The sequence below is a fragment of the Niabella sp. genome (assembly GCF_030150205.1).
GTDB lineage: Bacteria > Bacteroidota > Bacteroidia > Chitinophagales > Chitinophagaceae > Niabella.
The window spans coordinates 85,944-106,083 of the sequence record NZ_JASLGT010000033.1; the positions used below are offsets into that span (position 1 = coordinate 85,944).

The following is a 20,140-nucleotide window of genomic DNA, read 5'->3' on the forward strand; positions in this document are numbered from 1 at the left end:
ACTACTATTCGAACATTTGATTCAATTACCACCTGCCCCTTTTGGGGAATGTTCAGTAAATGTTAATGTTTTACTGAGGGCAAAACTTGTTCCAATTATTGTAAACTGATTCCAAATTTTATGCAGCAACAATCACCTTGATCTTATTTAGTTAATAATCAAGGAGTAAGAATAGTTCTTTTTTCTAATATTATGAAAAAAATCAGGATAAAATTTTCAACCGGGCATAATTCAGCAAAATTTTCTTTTCCCCGTTAGCGTCGAACCGGATGATTGCCATCTTATTATGCTGATTGCCCTCCAGTTTCAGCACTTCGCCAAAACCAAATTTCTGGTGCTCTACTTTTTGTCCTACTGCAATATCGCTGATATCACTTGCCTGGAAATCGACTGAAGGCGTATGCTCCACCACCTTCTTTGCCTCCGGCTTGGGGCCCAGGTATTCCGGGGTTGTTTTCTTTGCGGGTGGCGGGCCATATTTTTTCTCCGCCGCCATGGCATTCTTACCAGAACTCCATCCGCCGCCGTTCATCCGTTCATATACAGAGCCGGTACTTCCAAACCCAAAACCGCTTTGCATTTTTGTTCCGCCTCCCGCGTAGGTATTATCGATATGGTCCTTCGGCAGTTCCTCAATAAACCGGCTGGGCTCATTCTGCACCAGGGAACCAAACTTGTAACGGGTATTGGCATAGGTGATCCATAATTTATGCTTGGCCCGGGTTACCACTACGTAAAACAACCGCCGTTCCTCTTCCAGTTCTTCCCGGGTATTGATGGCCATGGCATTGGGAAATAACTGCTCTTCCAGTCCGGCCGCAAAAACACAGGAAAATTCCAGTCCTTTCGCCGCATGGATTGTCATCAGTTTTACGGTATCCGCATCGGGGTCCTTATTATCAGAGTCCGTCAGCAAGGTGATCTGCTGTAAGTAAGCGCCCAGGCTTTTGTCAATCACCTCGCCTTCTTCGTTATCCGGACTTTCTACCCACTCTTTAATAGAGTTCAGCAACTCCTGGATGTTTTCATAACGCTGCAGCCCTTCGGTGCTCTTATCATTAAAAAGCTCTTTTACCAGGTTGGTGTGCTTGCCTACATGAAAGGCCACATCATAGGCATTTTGTTTTCCCAGCATGCTGGAAAAGCTTTTGATCATGACCACAAAATCCTGGATGGCACTCAGTGTACCGGCACGAAATCCCAGCTGATCGGCCTTTTCCAGTACCTCCCACATAGTGATCTGGTGCGTATTGGCCAGCAGCAGTACCCGGTCGATGGTGGTTTTACCGATGCCCCTTACCGGATAATTAATGATCCGTTTAAGTGCTTCTTCATCCCGGCTGTTTACGATCAGCCGCAGGTAGCCCACCAGGTCTTTCACTTCCTTACGCTGATAGAAGCTTACACCTCCGTACATGGTATACGGAATATTCATGCGTCGCAACGCTTCTTCAAACGCACGGCTCTGGGCATTGGTACGGTATAAAATAGCAAATTCCTTATTGGAAAAATGGTTGCGCAGTTTTTGTTCCTGGATGGTGTCGGCCACAAACTTTCCTTCATCATTATCCGTCATGGTGCGAACGATCCGGATCTTTTCCCCGTTGGCATTTTCGGTAAATAACACTTTCGGGATCTGCGCCTTGTTGTTGCGGATCACCTCGTTGGCTGCATGAATGATGGTTTGGGTACTCCTGTAGTTTTGCTCCAGTTTTACCACTTTTACATCATCATAATCTTTTTGAAATTGCAGGATGTTTTGAATGGTAGCTCCGCGGAAGCTATAAATACTTTGTGCATCATCTCCTACCACACAAACATTTTCGTGCATGGCGCCCAGCAGTTTTACGATCTCGTACTGGGCGGGGTTGGTATCCTGGTACTCATCAATCATAATGTACCGGAATTTATGCTGGTATTTGCTCAGTACTTCCGGAAAGGTTTTCAGCAGCTCGTAGAACTTCAGCAGCAGGTCATCAAAATCCATCGCGCCGTTTTTAAAGCAGCGCTTACAGTAGGCATCATATACCTTGGCGATGGCCGGGCGGTTGGCCCGCAGGTCTTCCTGCTGTATATGATAATCCGTGGCATAATCCATCGGACTTACCAGCGCATTCTTTGCAGACGAGATCCGGTTATATACCGTCGCCGGCTTATACAGCTTGTCATCCAGGTGCATTTCATTGAGCACCGTTTTTACAACGCTTTTGGCATCATCGGTATCATAGATGGTAAAACTATTGGGATAGCCGAGGCGATGTGCTTCCGACCTCAGGATCCTGGCAAATACGCTGTGAAAGGTTCCGATGTACAGATTCCGGGCTTCATTGTTTCCCAGTATACGCTCGATCCGTTCTTTCATTTCCCGGGCGGCCTTATTGGTAAATGTAAGCGCCAGTATATTAAACGCATCAATACCCCTGGCCATCAGGTGGGCGATACGCGTGGTGAGTACTTTGGTTTTACCGCTGCCAGCTCCGGCAATGATCATTAAAGGGCCGTCAATATGTAATACGGCCTCTTTCTGCCGTTCATTTAATCCTGCTAAATAGTCCTGCATGGCCGCAAGGTACGAAGCAGAACGCGGGTATAAAAGGAATCCTTAAGTTTTTTGCTAACTGGATGATTCGCTTTTGTTTAACCGTTCCCAGATCTGCGGGATCCGTTTGATCCATACCAGTTCCTTCATTTTTTCACGGGAAGGAACAGCCGGGCTTCCAAAATAGGCCCCCCCTCCTTTTAGTGAAGAAGGAACACCGCTTTGCGCATTGATCACCGCGCCCTTGCCGATGGTGAGTGTTTTGCTTACGCCTACCTGTCCCCATAAGATTACCTCATCTTCAATAACCGATGCACCGGCAATTCCTACCTGGGCTGCAAACAGGCAGTTTTTACCCACCAGGGTATCATGCCCCACGTGCACCAGGTTATCCATCTTTGTACCTGCTCCAATGCGGGTTACCCCCGTAACCCCACGGTCGATGGTACAACCTGCGCCAATTTCTACACCGGATTCTATTTCAACGGTACCGCAACTGGTCATTTTTTTATAATGTACCGGCCGGTTGGTTTTCTTATTATAATAAAACGCATCACTTCCGATCACCGTTCCGCTTTGTATCACCACATCATCACCAATGGTGCAGTAATCCATGATCGTTACATTCGGATAAATGATGCAGTTGGCACCAACGGTAACATGATTGCCCAGGTATACATTGGGCATAATCACCGACCCGGTTCCGATCTTCGCTGTTGCAGCAACGGCCTCCATGGAAGGACGAAACGGCCGGAAGGTAGCTACGATTTTCAGATACGCTTCAAACGGCTCATCAACAATCAGCAATGCCTTGCCTTCGGGCACTTCGCGTTCTGCATTGATGATGATGAAGCTTGCTGCCGAATGAATACTGGTATCGTAATATTTGGGATGATCTACAAAAACAAGGTCACCTTTTTCCACCTGATGAATCTCGTTAATGCCCGTTGCCTCAGCGCCGGAGTTACCAACAATTCTTGCAGCAATGAGTGCTGCTATTTCTGAAAGCGGAACAGGATTTTCAAATCGCATATCTTTTTTTTCAAAGGTAGGCGTAACTCGTTGTTCCCATACAAAACACCAAAGTTTTTCACATTCCCGCAGGTTTTTCACGCAGTTCCGAAAAGATTTTTATCACTCTTTTTTATCGAAACCGGGCATCCTGATTTTCATTAAATACACATCTGAATGATTCGCCGAATGATCCAAACAAAAAACAACGTTCGCCTGAAACCCTTTATTCATCAATATTTCAGCGATATCATTCATAACAAAATCCCATTGCTTCATCCCGCTGCTTCTTAACAGGGTTATACAATCAACCACAAACAGGCGCTACATATCCACAGGTCATTTTAAAATGTGAATAAATTTTGTACTAAATAATTTTTATATCGACAAAATAATAATTAATATTGTGGTGAGAAATTTTATTTCTCATACTTACTAACCCATCTTTATAAAATAATCCCTTCACTTTCGGAGGGATTTTTTTATGCTCGGAAGACAAGCTATCCTGACCATGAAGCTTCTTTTTATTTTTAAAAAGAGACGCTGCGAATAATTATCTTTACAAAAATCACGCTATGTTCAAATCAATGACGGGCTTTGGCCGTGCTGAAAAAACGATTGGCAATAAAACCTTTCTTGTAGACATCAAATCGCTAAATGGTAAACAGTTCGATCTGTCGTTAAGACTACCTGCATTATTGAAGTCGCAGGAATTCAATATCCGTAAAACACTGGCAGAAGGATTGAGCCGGGGCAGTGTAGAGTGCAGCATCAGCCTGAAGGATACCGGCGATGCAAAACCCGTAACCATTAACACGGATCTTGCCAAAGCATATTATCATTCGCTTGCCGCGCTTTCCCGCGAACTGAATATCGATACCTCTAATATCCTGAATGCATTGATCAAACTTCCGGAGGTGATTACACCAACGAGTGAAACCCTGACGGATGAAGACGCCGCTGTTTTTATTGAACTGGTGAAAGCCGCCATCACGGACCTGAACCAGCATCGCGCCAATGAAGGGCAGATCCTGGAGGAAGAACTTACAGGCCGCATCCGGAATATTGAAACCCTGCAGGGCGAAGTGGAAAAGCTGGATCCATCGCGAAAGGAAATGATCCGCGAAGGCATTGTAAAACTACTGGAAGAGAAAGTAGGAAAAGACAATTTTGACACCAACCGGCTGGAGCAGGAACTGATCTATTACATCGAAAAGATTGATATTACAGAAGAGCTGGTGCGACTTAAAAATCATTGCGACTACTTCATGCAAACCGTAAAGGAAGATTCCGACATCAAGGGCAAAAAGCTTTCCTTTATCCTGCAGGAAGTAGGCCGGGAAATCAACACCACCGGATCCAAAGCCTATCATTCGTCCATTCAGAAACTGGTAGTTATGATGAAAGATGAACTGGAAAAAGCAAAAGAGCAGGTATTGAATGTGTTATAATCCCTAACCGGTTTGTGCCATCCATAAGGGCACTCTTCTTTCCTGGGTTGCAGGGATTGCTAAGCGCAGAACAGGGATGTGCGTTCTCTGTTTCAGCGGCTGTATATGAGCTGTATTAATAGTACATTTGCAAAAATGCACCCTGATGAATCGGTTCGTTTCTGTTTTACTTTTTATTTTGACCGCCCCTGTTTTCTCCTGCAAGCATATTGAAGTAAGAGAGCGGGTAGCAGATATACCCCGGCATGAGTGGGGAAAAAAATTCCCTGCGGTTGTTGAGCTTGATGTAGCTGACTCTGCCACCTATCAACTTTACCTGATCCTGCGTCATACACAGCAGTACCGTTATAACAATCTTGTAGCAGCCGTTTCCATTAAAGACACTACCGGCCACCCCGTTACCACCTTCCGGGTAAACGCTTCGCTGGTAACACCTTCCGGAAGCTGGGCGGGAGGCAATATTGATGACCTGTACGATCACCGGATCCGTTTAAACACACCCGTCGTTTTAAAGAAGAACCGGTACCGTTTTGCGATCAGTCAGCTAATGAAGGACGATCCCCTGCTTTTTATACTTAATGCGGGTATCGGCATTGAAAAAATTACTGAAACCCGGCAATAAATATGGAACAGAAGCGGAAGCGATATTCGAGGAAGGCCACCATTTTATTTTATTTGCTGGTTGTATACATCCTGGCGGCACTGGTTTGGTGGTTCATTTCCCTGGAGCAACAAAACAACCGGCTTCACCAGTCCAAAATTGAACATTTAAACATCGCTGAACCCGACAACCACTCTGCTCACTACAGCGAACAGCTGAGCCGTCTTCAGGATGAATACCGCCGCAACCGGATCAAATATGCAGGCGAAGGCATTGTATTCCTGGGTCTGATCCTGGTAGGCGCGCTCTTTATTTACCGCTATATTACCCAACAGGCCCGCCTGCAGCAGCAACAGCAGAATTTTACCATGGCCGTAACCCATGAGCTAAAGACCCCTATTGCGGTAGCTACCCTTAACCTCGAAACCCTGCTAAAACACAACCTCGATGAAAATAAACGACGGAAACTGATCGCCATGACCCTCGAAGAAACTGCACGCCTTCATTTCCTTACCAATAATATCCTGGTATCGGCCCAGCTGGAAGGCCAGGGACAAAAGATCAGCAAGGAAGAGCTGGACCTTTCTAACCTGCTGGCCGACCGGGTAGCAGAATTTGAAAAAAGGTTTCATGACCGCCGCTTTGAAGCCGCCATCGATCCGGATGCGGATATAAAAGGCGATCCGTTACTCCTGCAGATACTGATCAATAACCTGATCGAAAACGCCCTTAAATACAGCCCAAAAGATGGCGCCGTTTTTATACGTCTTGACAAACAGCCGCAGGCCGTTGTTGTTTCCATTACCGACGAAGGACCGGGCATACCCGAGGAAGAAAAGAAAAAGATCTTTACAAAATTCTACCGCATCGGCAATGAATCTACACGTAAAAAACAAGGCACCGGGCTGGGGCTTTATTTATGTGATAAAATCGCCAAAGATCATAATGCAGACATTTCAGTGACAAATCATGAGCCGAACGGAAGTACTTTTGCGGTTAAGTTTTATACTTAGTAGTTCGATAAAAGACAATAAACTATGAACGGAGACAAAACGGCTACTATATTATTGGTGGAAGATGAAGAGAACCTTCACGAAGCATTAAAATTAAATCTTGAACTGGAAGGCTATGCCATCACATCGGCCTTCGATGGTGTACAGGCTATAGAGGCGATCAAAAACGAATATTTCGACCTGGTTATTTTGGACATTATGCTGCCGGAAATGGATGGTATCGCCGTTGCTGAAACCATTCGCCTCGGCAACAACGAAGTGCCCATCCTGATGCTGAGCGCCAAAAACACCAGCAACGATAAAGTGCTGGGGCTGAAAAAAGGGGCAGACGATTACCTCACCAAACCCTTTAACCTGGAAGAACTGTTGCTTCGGATACAGAAGCTGATCAATAAAAATCAGAAACTCCAGGATAAAAGCACCGTAGGCAATACCTATACATTTGGAGATAATATCATCGATTTCAAAGCCCAGGAGGCCGTAACCAAGTATGCCGGAAAGATCCAGCTGAGCAAAAAGGAAGCCATGCTGTTAAAGCTCCTCATCGAGAACAAGAACGAGGTAGTGCCCCGCGAGAAGATCCTGCAGGCGGTATGGGGCTATAATGTGTATCCGACCACCCGCACCATCGATAATTTCATCCTGAATTTTAGAAAGTATTTTGAAAAGGACAGCCGCAATCCAAAATTTTTTCATTCAGTAAGAGGAGTGGGCTATAAGTATACAGAATAGTTCTGTATTTTGTGGTATGCTTCGCCATGCCATTATTATATTATGGGGCCTGCTCTTTTCTCATTTTTATACAGCTGCGCAAACGCAGCCGGATGAGGCTGCATTACTTCAAAGCAGGCTGGATGCATACAACATTCAAAACCCCAGTCAGACGCTGATCGTTGTAACGGATAAGAACGTATATGCAAAAAATGAAATGCTGTGGTTTGCCGGCTACATCTTATCGCATCCCGATCATCTAAAAGATACGGCCTCGGTGCTGATCGCCACCTGGGTAGACGATGTAACCAACAAAGTACTGCTGCAAAAGAAGTTTCCCATCCGCAACCAGCTTTCAACCGGAAATTTCCTGGTTCCGGACAGTACCATGCCCGGTGCGCATCATGTTATTTTCAGCACCAACCTCCTCAACCATAACCAATCCATAGGAACATACAGCCTTCCTGTTTCAGTTAAAACCAATTTAGCTCTTAACTATACCACTGCGCTTACCTTGCCCGACAGTTTAAACAGGGCGGATAAGATGGGCGTTGGTATTGCATTGGTTCCAACGGTATATAAACAACTGATGCCGGGTGCCAAATTTACTTACCGGCTGAATGGTCAAAAGCCCCAGCGCGTCGAATTAAATAAGTTGGGAAAGGGAGTGGTCTATATTGATAAAAAAGAAATCCGTCCCGGTAATAATACGCTGTACACCACTACCCATTTTAATAATGAGGAATACGCCGCGAATATAAAACTACCGGTTGCGCAAAAAAATGAGGATAGCCTGCACATCCGGTTTTATCCCGAAGGCGGCAACCTGGTATATGGATTGGAAAGCCGGGTGGTATGCGAAGCCCGGGTTGCCGGTAATCCGGTACCGGTTGCATCTACTTTATTGCGGGATGGGAATACGCTTTTCCCGGTATCCATAAATGCGGATGGAACCGGCAATTTCACGATCCGGCCGCAAAAAGGTTCCCGCTATTCGCTCAAAGCCATATGGAAAGATAAAAGCTATTACTTCAGCCTTCCGGAGATCCTGCAGGAAGGGGTGGTTATAAAAATACCCGAAGCCGTGGTCGATGATTCGGTACATATAGAAGTACAAAGCAACCGGCCGCGCGATATTTCTATTACCATGCATAACGCAGCTGTTGCTATCGGCACTCCCGTGATCACCGTAAAAAGCGTTTCCAATATCTTGATCCCGATAAAAGAAATGCGGGGTATTTATACGATCACGCTATTCGATGACCAGGCGCGACCCCTGGCCGAGCGGCTGATCTTTGCACAATACCATCAAAAAGCACATGTAGATATTACGCTTAATAAAGACGGGTTTGGATCCAGGGATAGCGTACACGCCCTGCTGCAAATTAATGGTGCCGGCCGTCAACCGCTTACCTCCATCGTTACAATCAGCTGCGTGGCTATGAACAGGATGGCCACTGATATCCGGAAAGATCTTGAAAGTGTGTATTATTTAGAAAACGAACTGGAAGATGTTAGCCTGTATATTCCACAAGGGCGGCTGATCGATAACAAGCCCCTGCTGGAAGAAGCGCTCCTGCTAAAAGGCTGGCGGCGGTATAAATGGCAGCAACTGCAAAACACCGGTGGCGATACGGCAAGCGTTATAAAATCGGCCGTAACCGGTCAACTCCTCCGGTTTGAAAAAAAGGTAAAAAAGCCGGAACAACTGGTATTGATCAAAGACGGTAACCTGAGTACGGGTGATGCGGATACAGATGGAAACTTTCTCCTGGATGAACACGATTTGCTGGTTAAGGACGGAAGAAAGCTGTTTATAAAGGTGATGGGCAAAAACAAGGACGGCTTTCAATATAAAATTACCGACAGTCTTTTGAAGCTTACTGCTGATGCAGCCCATAGTCAAAACGTGGCCCCTCCCATTATTAAGATCCGGCTGGAAGATGATCTGCTAAACGATATGAACAAACAGGAAAAAGGCAAAACACTGGAGACCATTGTGGTAAAGTCCCAGACAAATTTTCTATCCTCTGGCGCAGGTGGCATTAATGAATGCGGCGACTATGTTTGCCAGTTCGGCATTCTAAATTGCCGTAACCATCCTTTCCCATTTTCGAAGCCGATAGTTGGCCACACCTATTCCACCAATATGGGCGGCGGAGCCATGACCACTGTATATCAGGGGTGCAAAGGTGGAACTATTCCAAACGCGAGTCCTGTTATCAATACCGATTATTTAATTTACCAGGCCCGCGAGTTTTATGGTATGGACAGTACCCTCCGGAAACAGGACACCGAAGAAATGATGAGCACGATCTACTGGAAGCCCTTGTCATATACGGACGATACAGGAAAACTGGAGTGCTCGTTTTTTACCGCTGATCTAAAGGGCGCCTACCTGTTCACCGTTCAGGGAATTGCGGCCGATGGGAGCCTGATCTTCGGGCAAAAATTGCTACGCGTACAATAAACAACACACCGGCCACCCGCAAAAACCCGCAGTTATTGGACCGTTCAAACGCCCCTTTACACGTCCAATTATCCTAAATTTGCAACCATCTGTAACTGAAAAATAGTAACGCATGAATAATAAGCGATTGTTTGCATTATGGATCCTGATCCTTTTTTCGTATCAATCGATCAATGCTCAATACAACAGCAATCTCCCGGCAGGTAAGTGGGTAGACAGTGTATACAAAAGTTTGAGCAAGGACCAGCGCATTGCGCAGCTGATCATTGTAAGAGCGCATTCGAATAAGGGTGCCGATCATATCGCCGCCGTGGCGGATGATATTAAGAAATATAATGTAGGCGCGCTTTGTTTTTTCCAGGGTGGTCCCATCCGGCAGGCAAACCTTACCAATTACTATCAGCAGCTGGCCAAAACACCGCTGATGATCACCATTGATGGTGAATATGGCCTGGGTATGCGCCTTGACAGTGTGATTAAATTTCCTTACCAGATGACGGTAGGTGCCGTTGCGGACAGTTCCCTGGCCTATGAAATGGGACTGGCAGTAGGCCGGCAGCACAAGCGCCTGGGGGTGCATGTAAACTACGCCCCGGTGGTAGATATCAATAACAATCCTAACAACCCGGTGATCGGGTTCCGCTCTTTTGGAGAAGATAAGTACAAGGTAGCCCGGATGGGCGTGGCGTATATGCGGGGGATGCAGGATGCCGGTATTATGGCCAGTGCCAAGCATTTTCCGGGACACGGAGACGTGGCAGTAGATTCGCACCTGGATCTGCCGGTGATCAACAAAACCGTCGATCAGTTGCAGGAGCTGGAGTTGTATCCTTTTAAAGAGCTGATCAGGGCCGGTGTACAAAGTGTTATGATCGGTCATTTATTTGTACCGGCTATCGACAATACGGCACACCGGGCAACTTCCATTTCAAAAAATGCCGTTACCGGATTGCTGCGGGATCAACTAGGTTTTAAAGGGCTTACTTTTACTGATGCACTGGAAATGGATGGGGTAAAAAAATACTTCCCCGGAGGTACCATTGCTGTTGAAGCGCTCATCGCCGGCAATGATATGCTTTGCCTTCCCGAGAGTGTTTCGGGTACCATTAAGGCGGTTAATGAAGCCATCAAAAAGAAACGCCTGAACTGGAAAGAGCTGGAGGCAAAAGTAAAACGCGTTCTGCTTGCCAAATACAACCTGGGGCTGCATCGCCTGGATCCCATCAACACCAGCCATCTTACAGAAGATCTGAACGAGGCTACCAACACCGTACGGAAAAAAATAGCCCGCGAGGCATTAACGGTGGTCAATCTCATCAACCCCGATGGGTTCCGGAATGACTTTTTTGCGCGTCCCTTAACCGGTAAAAAAGTGGCATATGTTGGTTTTAATGACGAAGGCTCTACCACATTAGCGCAGCGCCTGAAACAGGATCTGAATGCAGATATTTATTATATCCGGTATAAGGATGTCAAAGGCCAGGGCGGCACGGTGGTTAAACAGGTCATCGAAGGCAAATACGACGCCGTGATCCTGGGTTTTCATGATGTGACGCTTCGTAAAGGCAGCAACAACTTCGGCATTTCACAAACGGCCCTTCAAAACTGGCAGCAGCTGAACCAGAATAATGCAGTAACCCTTGTTTTTGGAAACCCCTTATCCCTGGGAAGTTTCTGTATGGCCAAATCGCTGGTAGGCGCTTATGAAGACGATGCTGTTTTTCAAAATGTAGCGGCCGATTGGCTGAATTCCCGGTTCAATGCTACCGGCACACTACCCGTAACCGTGTGCAACTGGAAATATGGCACCGGCGTTATCCAGCAAGGAACCGAGGTAAGCTACATGGAGCCTGTTGGGGACGCACGTTTCGCAGCAGTGGACGCCATAGCAACAGAAGGCATCGAAAAAAAAGCGTATCCTGGCTGCGTGGTACTGGCCGCCAGAGACGGACAGATCGTATATCATAAGGCTTTTGGCAATTATGCGTACGACTCGATCGGTCCTACAGCGCTGAACAGCATTTTTGACCTGGCTTCGGTTACAAAGACCTCGGCCACTACGGTTTCCGTTATGAAACTGTATGAAGAGGGCAGGATCGATCTGAAAAAAAGACTGGAAGATTATCTTCCCTGGACCAAAAAAACCAACAAAGCAAAACTGACCCTGGAAGATATCATCCTGCACCAGGCCGGCATGGTTCCCTTCATCCCTTTTTATAAGGCCACCCTGAATCCTGACGGAACCGTACGGTCTGACCTGTACCGGAATGCAGCGGTAGAAGGCTTTACCACCCAGGTAGCCCGGGACCTCTATATCCGGAATGATTATAAAGACACCATCTGGAAAACAATCCTGGAAAGTCCGGTAGAAACGCCCGGCAAAAAATATGTTTACAGTGATAATGACTTCTGGTTCCTGGGAAAAATTGTAGAAGCCATTACAAAAATGCCCCTGGAACAATATGTGCAAAAAACATTTTATCAGCCGATGCATATGACCACCACCGGCTATCATCCGCTGGAGCGTTTTCCGTTAACCCGCATTATGCCTACTGAAAACGAAACCGGTTTCCGCAACCAGCTTATATGGGGTACGGTGCACGACGAAGGTGCTGCGCTGGGCGGCGGTGTAGCAGGACATGCCGGCTTATTCTCCGATGCCTATGATTTGGGCAAACTGTACCAGATGTTGCTGAACGGCGGTGAGCTGAACGGGCAACGGTTTTTGAAATGGGAAACCATCCAGTATTTTACCGGTTATCACAGTTCCATCAGCCGCCGGGCGTATGGATTTGATAAACCGGAAAAAGATCATGCTACCAGCAGCGATCCTTACCCCAGTAAATATGCATCCCAGCAAACGTACGGCCATACCGGCTTTACCGGCACCTGTGTATGGGTAGACCCTAAATACAATATCGTGTACATCTTTCTTTCTAACCGGGTATATCCCACACGCAATAGCCCGGCCCTTGGCCGTTTAAGCATTCGCGGCCGTATACAGGACGCGCTGTATAAAGCGCTGATCCCTGCGCTGTAATTTTCATTTTGTACATAAACAGGCGGTTTTGGTATGTTTATTGATAACTCGTTCCTGTTAAATCTCGTACAAAATGAAGAAACTCGTTTTTTTTGCAGCCGCGATGGCTGCTGTTGTGGTTACCCATGCACAATCCAGTTACCGGCACGCGATTGGTGCCCGGTTAAGCACCCAAACCGAATATGAGGCCTTTGCCGCTTCCTATAAGTTTTTTGTTTCCCGGCCAGGCGCCATTGAACTGAACCTGGGTTTTGGAGATCAGCGCTACTGGTATTACAATGAGCATAAAAATGCACCCAGCGTTAGTTTTTCCGGAACGTATCAGCATCACTTTCCCATTAAGCCGGTTCCGGGTTTGAAATGGTTTGTGGGTGGCGGTATGGTATTCTTTAATACCAGTTCCAAGCTGGACCGTTACAATGGCTTTGGCGCAGGCATTTATCCTACCGGTGGTATTGACTACAAGTTTGCAAAAATCCCGTTGAACCTTTCGGCAGATATCCGGCCAACCATTCATATAACAGCACCGGATGGCTATAATACGTTCCAGGGTGATGCCGTTGGAATTGCTGCCCGCTATACATTCTAAACAATCATGACAAGCTGTATTAAAAGTCGTTTGAAAAGGGGATGGCATGCAGCACTTGCTGTAGTCTCTTTCATTACTCCTTGGATCCTGAAGCCCGAATAGATCCCGGAACAAGCCGGGATGGCATCTTCAGGACAACAATGAAGACTTTTGATACAGCTTCTTTTTTATCCCTTTTTGTCAAAAAACGGCGCCTGTCTCAAAAAATGGAGCGCGTTTTTTTATTTTTCAACTACTTCGCCGCCAATTATATAGGTGCCACAATAAAAAAACAGCGCATTACTAAAGAGAGCCCTTCATTTTCAGGCAGGCCAATCGCTTATATTTGCAGTGCCGGTATTGCCCGTAAACCCTTCCGGCAACTTTTAATGAAACGACTCGTACTCTCTCTTATTGCCTTTGCTGCAATCACTTCGATCCATGCCCAGGAAAAAAACGAAAAAGCTATTGGTATACGCATCAGTTCCCATGTGGATTATGCAACACTGGCAGCCTCTTACAAATTTTATATCTCTGAGGCGGGCGCTATTGAACTCAACGCAGGATTTGGTCATCGGAACCGCTATTCCACAGACGATTACCATTATTGGAACACGACCGGCATCAGCCTTTCCGGTGCCTACCAGCATCATTTCGACATTGTTACCGTTCCGGGCTTAAAATGGTTCCTTGGAGGTGGATTGCTGGTTTTCAATTCATTTTCGAAGCAAAAATACTATGATGGCTTTGGCGCAGGCATTTTGGCTGACGGTGGCATTGACTATAAATTCAGCAACACGCCCCTCAACCTTTCTGCCGATTTCCGGCCGGTATTGCATATTGCAGCCCCTTCCGGCTTCGGCACCCTGCATGCCCATACTTTTGGACTGGCAGCACGGTATACATTTCGCTAACCGCAACCAAGGTATTGGCTGTATATTACATTCCTGAGAAAATCGTCCTAAATTTAATTTGCAGAAGTGTCAAAATCCCCCCTGCAAGTTTTATTTTTGGAGCTTCGTGGAACCAGATACTTCAATTATACCGGCGCATATTTCAGAACGTTTTTCCGTACTGGGCGTATGCGTTATGATCCCAACCTATAACAATGCCACCAGCATTGAGCAGGTGATTACCGAAGTGCTCCGGTATACCGGGCAGGTGATCGTAATCAACGATGGCTCTACGGATGCCACACCAGGGATCCTTGATAAATTTCCACAGATAACCGTGGTGTCCTATACGCCAAATAAAGGAAAGGGCATGGCCCTGCGCACCGGCTTTAAAAAAGCGATGGAGCTGGGCTACCGGTTTGCTATTACCATCGATTCGGACGGGCAGCATTTTGCAAAAGACCTGCCGCTTTTCCTGGACCGGCTGGAAACAGGGGGTACAGCATTGATCATGGGCAGCCGCAATATGGCCACTGCAGATAACGTTCCGGGCAAGAGCAGCTTCGGACATAAATTCTCCAATTTCTGGTTTAAGGTAGAAACGGGCATCGATTGTCCGGATACCCAAACCGGCTACCGGCTTTATCCGCTGGCGCCCATCAGCCGTATGCGCCTGTTTACCCGGAAATACGAACTGGAAATTGAAGTGATCGTACGCCTTGCCTGGGCCGGAGTGCCGGTAACATCCGTTCCCATCACCGTATACTATCCACCCAAAGAAGAACGCATTACACATTTCCGGCCGTTTAAAGACTTCAGTCGCATCAGCGTATTAAATACCGTATTGGTACTGATCACATTTTTATATATAAAACCCCGTGATTTTTTCCGGCGTTTTACAAAAAAAAACTGGAAACAGGAGTTGAAACGACTCCTGATGAACCCCGGTGAATCTACTGTTACCAAGGCCAACTCGATGGCCTTTGGCGCCTTTATGGGCATTGTTCCCATCTGGGGATTCCAGTTGCTTGCAGGCATTCCACTGGCCCACTGGATGCGGCTGAACAAGGCGCTTTTTATTCTGGCAGCCAATATCAGCATTCCCCCCATGATTCCGCTGATCGTTTTTCTCAGCTATAAAATGGGAAAACCCTGGATGGGCAGCCGTTCAGTAGATATCTCGTTCAGCAAGCAACTCACGTTGAAATATATGGGCCAGAACCTGGAACAATATCTTTACGGGAGCATTACGCTGGCTGTTGTAGCCGCTGTTTTGTTCTGGCTCCTCACCTTTTTGCTCCTCAAAATTCCTTTAAAACAAAAAAGCGTGCATGCAGAATAATATTCATGACAAACATGCTCTAAAATTTTGAAGTTATCCAGTAAAAATCCCGTAGCATTATGCGTCGCTTTTACATCCCGGATCATTATTTTTTGCCTGTCAATCGCACGGATGAAACACAGGAAGAAAGAATCATCAGCGAACGTCAGCGTAAAAAACCGGTGGAAATCCGCGGGAAAGACCATCGGGAAATTCGCGTTGAGCCTTCTTCTGTTATCTTTGCCGGCTAAATATGCAAAAAACTTTTCTCACCATATACCAGTATTTCCTCACGCGTAAACCGCTGTTGTATATCCTGTTTTTATGTACGTTCGGTTTATTCCTGCTGCTTGCCAGCCGTATCCGGTTTATTGAAGACGTTTATGCCATCATCCCTAAGGATGAAAAAACAGAAAAAGTAGCAGAGGTCTTCAGCAACTCAAAGTTTGCCGATAAGCTGGCCATCATGGTCTCCTTAAAAGATACGGTGCAGACAGCCCCCGACAGCCTGGTCGTTTATGGCGATGCGCTGGGTGCATCCCTGGAACAATCCGCAGCACCTTATATAAAAAATATCCGTTACCGGATCGATGATGATTTTACCCTGGAGCTATTCCAGACCATACAGGAGCACCTTCCCGTTTTTCTTTCAGAAAGAGACTATGCAAAAATTGATACACTGATCCAGCCGGCGGTTTTAAAAACCACACTTGAAAACGACATAAAGTTATTGAGCAGCCCCGGCAGCTTTGCCATCAATGATGTTATTGACAGGGATCCCAGCGGCATTTCATTTATTGCACTAAAAAAATTACAGGAGTTACAGGTAGATGACAATTTTGAACTGTACGACAATCATATTATCACCAAAGACCAAAAGACCCTCCTGCTGTTCATTACCCCCAATTTTACAGCGGGAAATACCGGTAAAAATAAATTACTGTTTGAAGCATTGAACCGGAGTATCGACTCCGTAGGAACAATGTATCCGAAAGTACAGGCGCTTTATTTTGGCGGAGCCCTTGTTTCGGAAGGCAATGCCACACAGCTGAAAAAAGATACACAGCTTACGCTTAGCATCACCATCCTGTTCCTGGTATTTTTTATCAGTATTTATTTTAAAAAGAAACGCGCGCCGGTACTCATCCTGGTACCCGTGGCTTATGGCGCTGCCTTTGCACTGGGTTTTATTGCGCTGTTCAAAGGAAGTATTTCCATCATCGCCCTGGGCACCGGTTCTATTGTACTGGGCATTGTAGTGAACTATTCGCTACATGTATTCAATCATTACCGGCATACCGGTGATATGCGCCAGGTGATCAAAGACCTGTCCTTTCCCTTAACCATCGGCAGCTTTACTACTATTGCCGGTTTTCTGACATTGCAGTTTGCTACTTCAGATATGTTGAAGGACCTGGGATTATTTGCCGGGTTGAGCCTGATTGGTGCCGTATTGTGCTCCCTGATTTTTTTACCGCATTTCATTGGCAATACGGCTTCAACACCGGCGCGGGAACATTCCTGGATCGACCGGATCGCAGCCATCCGCCTGGAATCGAACAAATGGCTGGTTGGGCTGATCGTGCTGCTGACCATTGTGTTTTCCTTCTTTGCCGGCAAGGTTCAGTTTGAACCGGACATGATGCAGCTGAATTATATGTCGGCCGAACTAAAACAGGCGGAGCAAAAACTTAACCGGATCAGCGGGGCCGCATTAAAATCGGTGTACCTGGTAACCGAAGGCCGCAACCTGGATGAAGCATTGGTCAAAAGCGAGCGCCTGCATGTCCGTATTGAGCAGCTTCGTGCAGCAGGAAAGATCAGCAGCGCCGGAGGGGTATCTTCCTTATTTATGTCCGACTCCCTGCAACAGGCACGGATTGCCCGCTGGAACGCCTACTGGACTGCGGGAAAGAAGGATCAATTGCTATTGGACATCAAAAACCAGGGCACCGCACTGGGCTTTAAAACCGAAGCTTTTCAAAACTTCGGGCAGCTGCTTCATACCTCCTTTGCCCCCCTGGAACCTGCACAACTCTCCGGTATCCGAAAAAGCTACCTGGACGATTATATTGCCGAAACACCCGGGCGGGCGTCCGTGGTAACCCTGCTTAAAACACCCCAGGCATTCCGGCAGGCAGTTACCGACAGTCTTGAATCCGGCAGTGATGCCACCATCCTGGACCGCCAGTACCTTACCAGCCGTTTAACGCAGATGGTGAACCAGGATTTCAACCGCATTGCGTGGATCGTTTCCATACTCGTGGCGGTAGTGCTCTTTCTTACCTTCGGACGGATTGAGTTGATGCTGATGGCTTTTATCCCCATGTTCATCAGCTGGGTATGGATCCTGGGGATTATGGGAATGGCGGGCATTAAATTCAATATTGTAAACATTATTGTATCCACGCTCATCTTTGGTTTGGGGGATGATTACAGTTTGTTTGTAATGGATGGACTGTTATCAGAATACCGGACCGGAAGGAAATTGCTGGGGTCGTATAAATCTTCGATACTGATCTCTGCTATTACCACCATTGCCGGGTTGGGTGTACTGATTTTTGCCAAACATCCGGCATTAAGATCTATTGCCTTTATATCTGTAACGGGTATTGTTTGTGTGGTGCTGATGGCCCAGGTATTGATTCCCTTTTTCTTCGCACTGCTGATCAAAAACCGCATCAAAAAACAATTTCATCCCTGGACCTTATGGAGCTGGCACCGGTCTTCTTTTTCATTTCTATATTTTACATCTACCAGTGTATTGCTGACCATTGTGGGCTTTTTCCTGGTACGGCTCAATCCCTTTAATAAAGCAAAAGGGAAATACATCTACCACGTGTTGTTATCCAAATTCTGTATGTCGGTACTGTACATCATGGGTAACTTCCGTAAAAAGATCAACAACCCGCTGAACGAAACCTTCAAAACTCCTGCGGTGGTGATTGCCAATCATCAGTCGTTCCTGGATATCTTAAAAATGGCGATGCTCAATCCCCGGCTTATCCTGTTAACCAACCGGTGGGTATGGAAATCGCCCGTATTTGGCTGGGCCATCCGTATGGCCGATTTTTATCCCGTTGCCAACGGCATCGAAAACAGCGTACCCTTATTAAAGACGCTCGTTGACAAAGGCTATTCCATCGTGGTGTTTCCGGAAGGCACCCGTAGTCCGCGCCCGCCCATGAAGCGTTTTCACAAAGGCGCTTTTTACCTGGCGGAAAAACTACAGCTGGATATAGTGCCGGTACTCTTACACGGTTTGGGATATACCATGACCAAGGGTGATTATTTATTAAAGAACGGCCCCATAACCGCGCAGTACCTGCCAAGGATCAAAGCAGATAATGCAAGCTGGGGCACCAACTACCAGGAGCGTACCAAATCCGTTTCAAAATATTTCAGGGAACAACATGCGCATCTGACCAGGGAACTGGAGCAACCCAACTATTTTAAAGAGCAGTTATTCTTTAATTACATTTATAAAGGCCCGGTGCTGGAATGGTATTTAAAGGTAAAACTGCGGCTGGAGAATTATTACCAGCAATTTCATAAACTGATGCCGGCGCAGGGCCGCATCCTGGACCTCGGCTGTGGCTATGGCTTTTTATGTTATATCCTATACTGGAGCAGCCAGGAAAAGCGGCAGATCACCGGTGTGGATTATGATGAGGAAAAGATCGAAACCGCCCATCATTGTTTTAGCAGAACCGATGATGTGCATTTTATGCATGCGGATATCAGCCAGTTTGTTTTTGAGCAGTATGACGGCATTGTGATCAGCGATGTGCTCCACTACCTGCAACCAGAGCAGCAGGTGGCGGTTATTGAAAGGGCCATTCATAGTTTATTACCCGGAGGTACACTGGTGATCCGCGACGGGGATAAGGACCTGAAGGAAAAGCACAAAGGCACAAAACTGACCGAGTTCTTTTCTACCAAAGTTTTTTCCTTTAATAAGACGATAAACGAATTGCATTTTCTTTCAGGACAAATGATCAGCGATTTAGCCGGCAAACACGGGCTTTCCTTTGAGCGGATCGACCATACGAAGTATACATCAAATGTGATTTGGGTGCTGCGAAAAGTATAATGTTCTCAGCGGCGGCGCGTGAAGAGGCCGCAGCTGAGGGACGGTGGCACCAACGATAGTTCATGCATTTACAGACCAAAAAAATGCGCCCTTAAACAGAAGCAACCTTGTAAATTTAATATGGGATGTCAAATTTGCAAGGTCGTCAAAATGCATCTATTAGACGGAATAACTTGGAGGCTATTCAACCATTCCTCTTTTCATTTACAGACCGCCCCTACGGGGCTCAATCCATCCTTCTGTCATTCATGTTCTACCGGTATTTAGCCCCTATGGGGCGGCAGCACGTATACATCACCCGTTTCGAGATCCTGGTCTCATCCCCTTCAAACGGTACTTTTCTGTTGTTATGCAACTATGGGTAAAACGCAATTATCACCTGTTATCAGCCCCTGCGGGGCGATATAATGGTAACATTCATGCACCGGT

At 46.5% G+C, this 20,140-nt stretch carries 13 protein-coding genes; 11 read left to right on the top strand and 2 right to left on the bottom strand.

From position 1 onward, the window contains the following. Positions 1 to 202 precede the first annotated feature (202 nt). Together Q1V85_RS23815 and Q1V85_RS23820 are read right to left on the bottom strand one after the other, a co-directional pair. Positions 203 to 2,560 carry an ATP-dependent helicase gene (locus Q1V85_RS23815; protein ID WP_300604260.1) on the bottom strand — a complete coding sequence of 786 codons (2,358 nt, stop codon included), beginning with the start codon at positions 2,558 to 2,560 and terminating at the stop codon, positions 203 to 205. Positions 2,561 to 2,614: 54 nt separating this feature from the next. Continuing rightward, entirely contained in the window at positions 2,615 to 3,571 is a 957-nt protein-coding gene (locus tag Q1V85_RS23820) for a UDP-3-O-(3-hydroxymyristoyl)glucosamine N-acyltransferase (RefSeq protein WP_300604263.1), read from the bottom strand. A 554-nt stretch (positions 3,572 to 4,125) separates the two neighbouring features. On the opposite strand from Q1V85_RS23820, the gene Q1V85_RS23825 reads away from it, so the two are divergent. The 11 genes from Q1V85_RS23825 (at position 4,126) to Q1V85_RS23875 (ending at position 19,711) form a co-directional block, all read left to right on the top strand. Next, entirely contained in the window at positions 4,126 to 5,001 is an 876-nt protein-coding gene (locus Q1V85_RS23825; RefSeq protein ID WP_300604266.1) for a YicC/YloC family endoribonuclease, read from the top strand. 145 nt (positions 5,002 to 5,146) lie between these two features. Then, positions 5,147 to 5,623, top strand: coding sequence for a gliding motility lipoprotein GldH (locus tag Q1V85_RS23830; protein ID WP_300604268.1), 477 nt, complete (start codon positions 5,147 to 5,149; stop codon positions 5,621 to 5,623). 2 nt (positions 5,624 to 5,625) lie between these two features. Further along, positions 5,626 to 6,615: an ATP-binding protein gene (locus Q1V85_RS23835; protein WP_300604271.1), complete on the top strand. Its 990-nt coding sequence runs from the start codon at positions 5,626 to 5,628 to the stop codon at positions 6,613 to 6,615. 24 nt (positions 6,616 to 6,639) lie between these two features. Further along, positions 6,640 to 7,347 (top strand): response regulator transcription factor, encoded by a 708-nt coding sequence (locus tag Q1V85_RS23840; RefSeq protein WP_300604273.1) that lies wholly within the window; start codon positions 6,640 to 6,642, stop codon positions 7,345 to 7,347. 16 nt (positions 7,348 to 7,363) lie between these two features. Continuing rightward, positions 7,364 to 9,796, top strand: a complete 2,433-nt coding sequence (locus Q1V85_RS23845; RefSeq protein ID WP_300604276.1) for a hypothetical protein — start codon at positions 7,364 to 7,366, stop codon at positions 9,794 to 9,796. 112 nt (positions 9,797 to 9,908) lie between these two features. Beyond that, positions 9,909 to 12,836, top strand: coding sequence for a glycoside hydrolase family 3 N-terminal domain-containing protein (locus Q1V85_RS23850; RefSeq protein ID WP_300604279.1), 2,928 nt, complete (start codon positions 9,909 to 9,911; stop codon positions 12,834 to 12,836). A 73-nt stretch (positions 12,837 to 12,909) separates the two neighbouring features. Next, entirely contained in the window at positions 12,910 to 13,425 is a 516-nt protein-coding gene (locus Q1V85_RS23855) for a hypothetical protein (protein WP_300604281.1), read from the top strand. A 206-nt stretch (positions 13,426 to 13,631) separates the two neighbouring features. Beyond that, complete coding sequence (locus Q1V85_RS23860) at positions 13,632 to 14,318, top strand: hypothetical protein (protein ID WP_300604284.1); 687 nt, start codon at positions 13,632 to 13,634, stop codon at positions 14,316 to 14,318. 106 nt (positions 14,319 to 14,424) lie between these two features. Continuing rightward, entirely contained in the window at positions 14,425 to 15,639 is a 1,215-nt protein-coding gene (locus Q1V85_RS23865; RefSeq protein ID WP_300604287.1) for a DUF2062 domain-containing protein, read from the top strand. 59 nt (positions 15,640 to 15,698) lie between these two features. Further along, positions 15,699 to 15,869: a hypothetical protein gene (locus Q1V85_RS23870; protein ID WP_300604290.1), complete on the top strand. Its 171-nt coding sequence runs from the start codon at positions 15,699 to 15,701 to the stop codon at positions 15,867 to 15,869. Between the two features lie 2 nt (positions 15,870 to 15,871). Then, the gene (locus Q1V85_RS23875; RefSeq protein WP_300604293.1) at positions 15,872 to 19,711 is read left to right on the top strand and encodes a trifunctional MMPL family transporter/lysophospholipid acyltransferase/class I SAM-dependent methyltransferase; all 3,840 of its coding nucleotides are present in this window, start codon (positions 15,872 to 15,874) and stop codon (positions 19,709 to 19,711) included. Positions 19,712 to 20,140 lie beyond the last annotated feature (429 nt).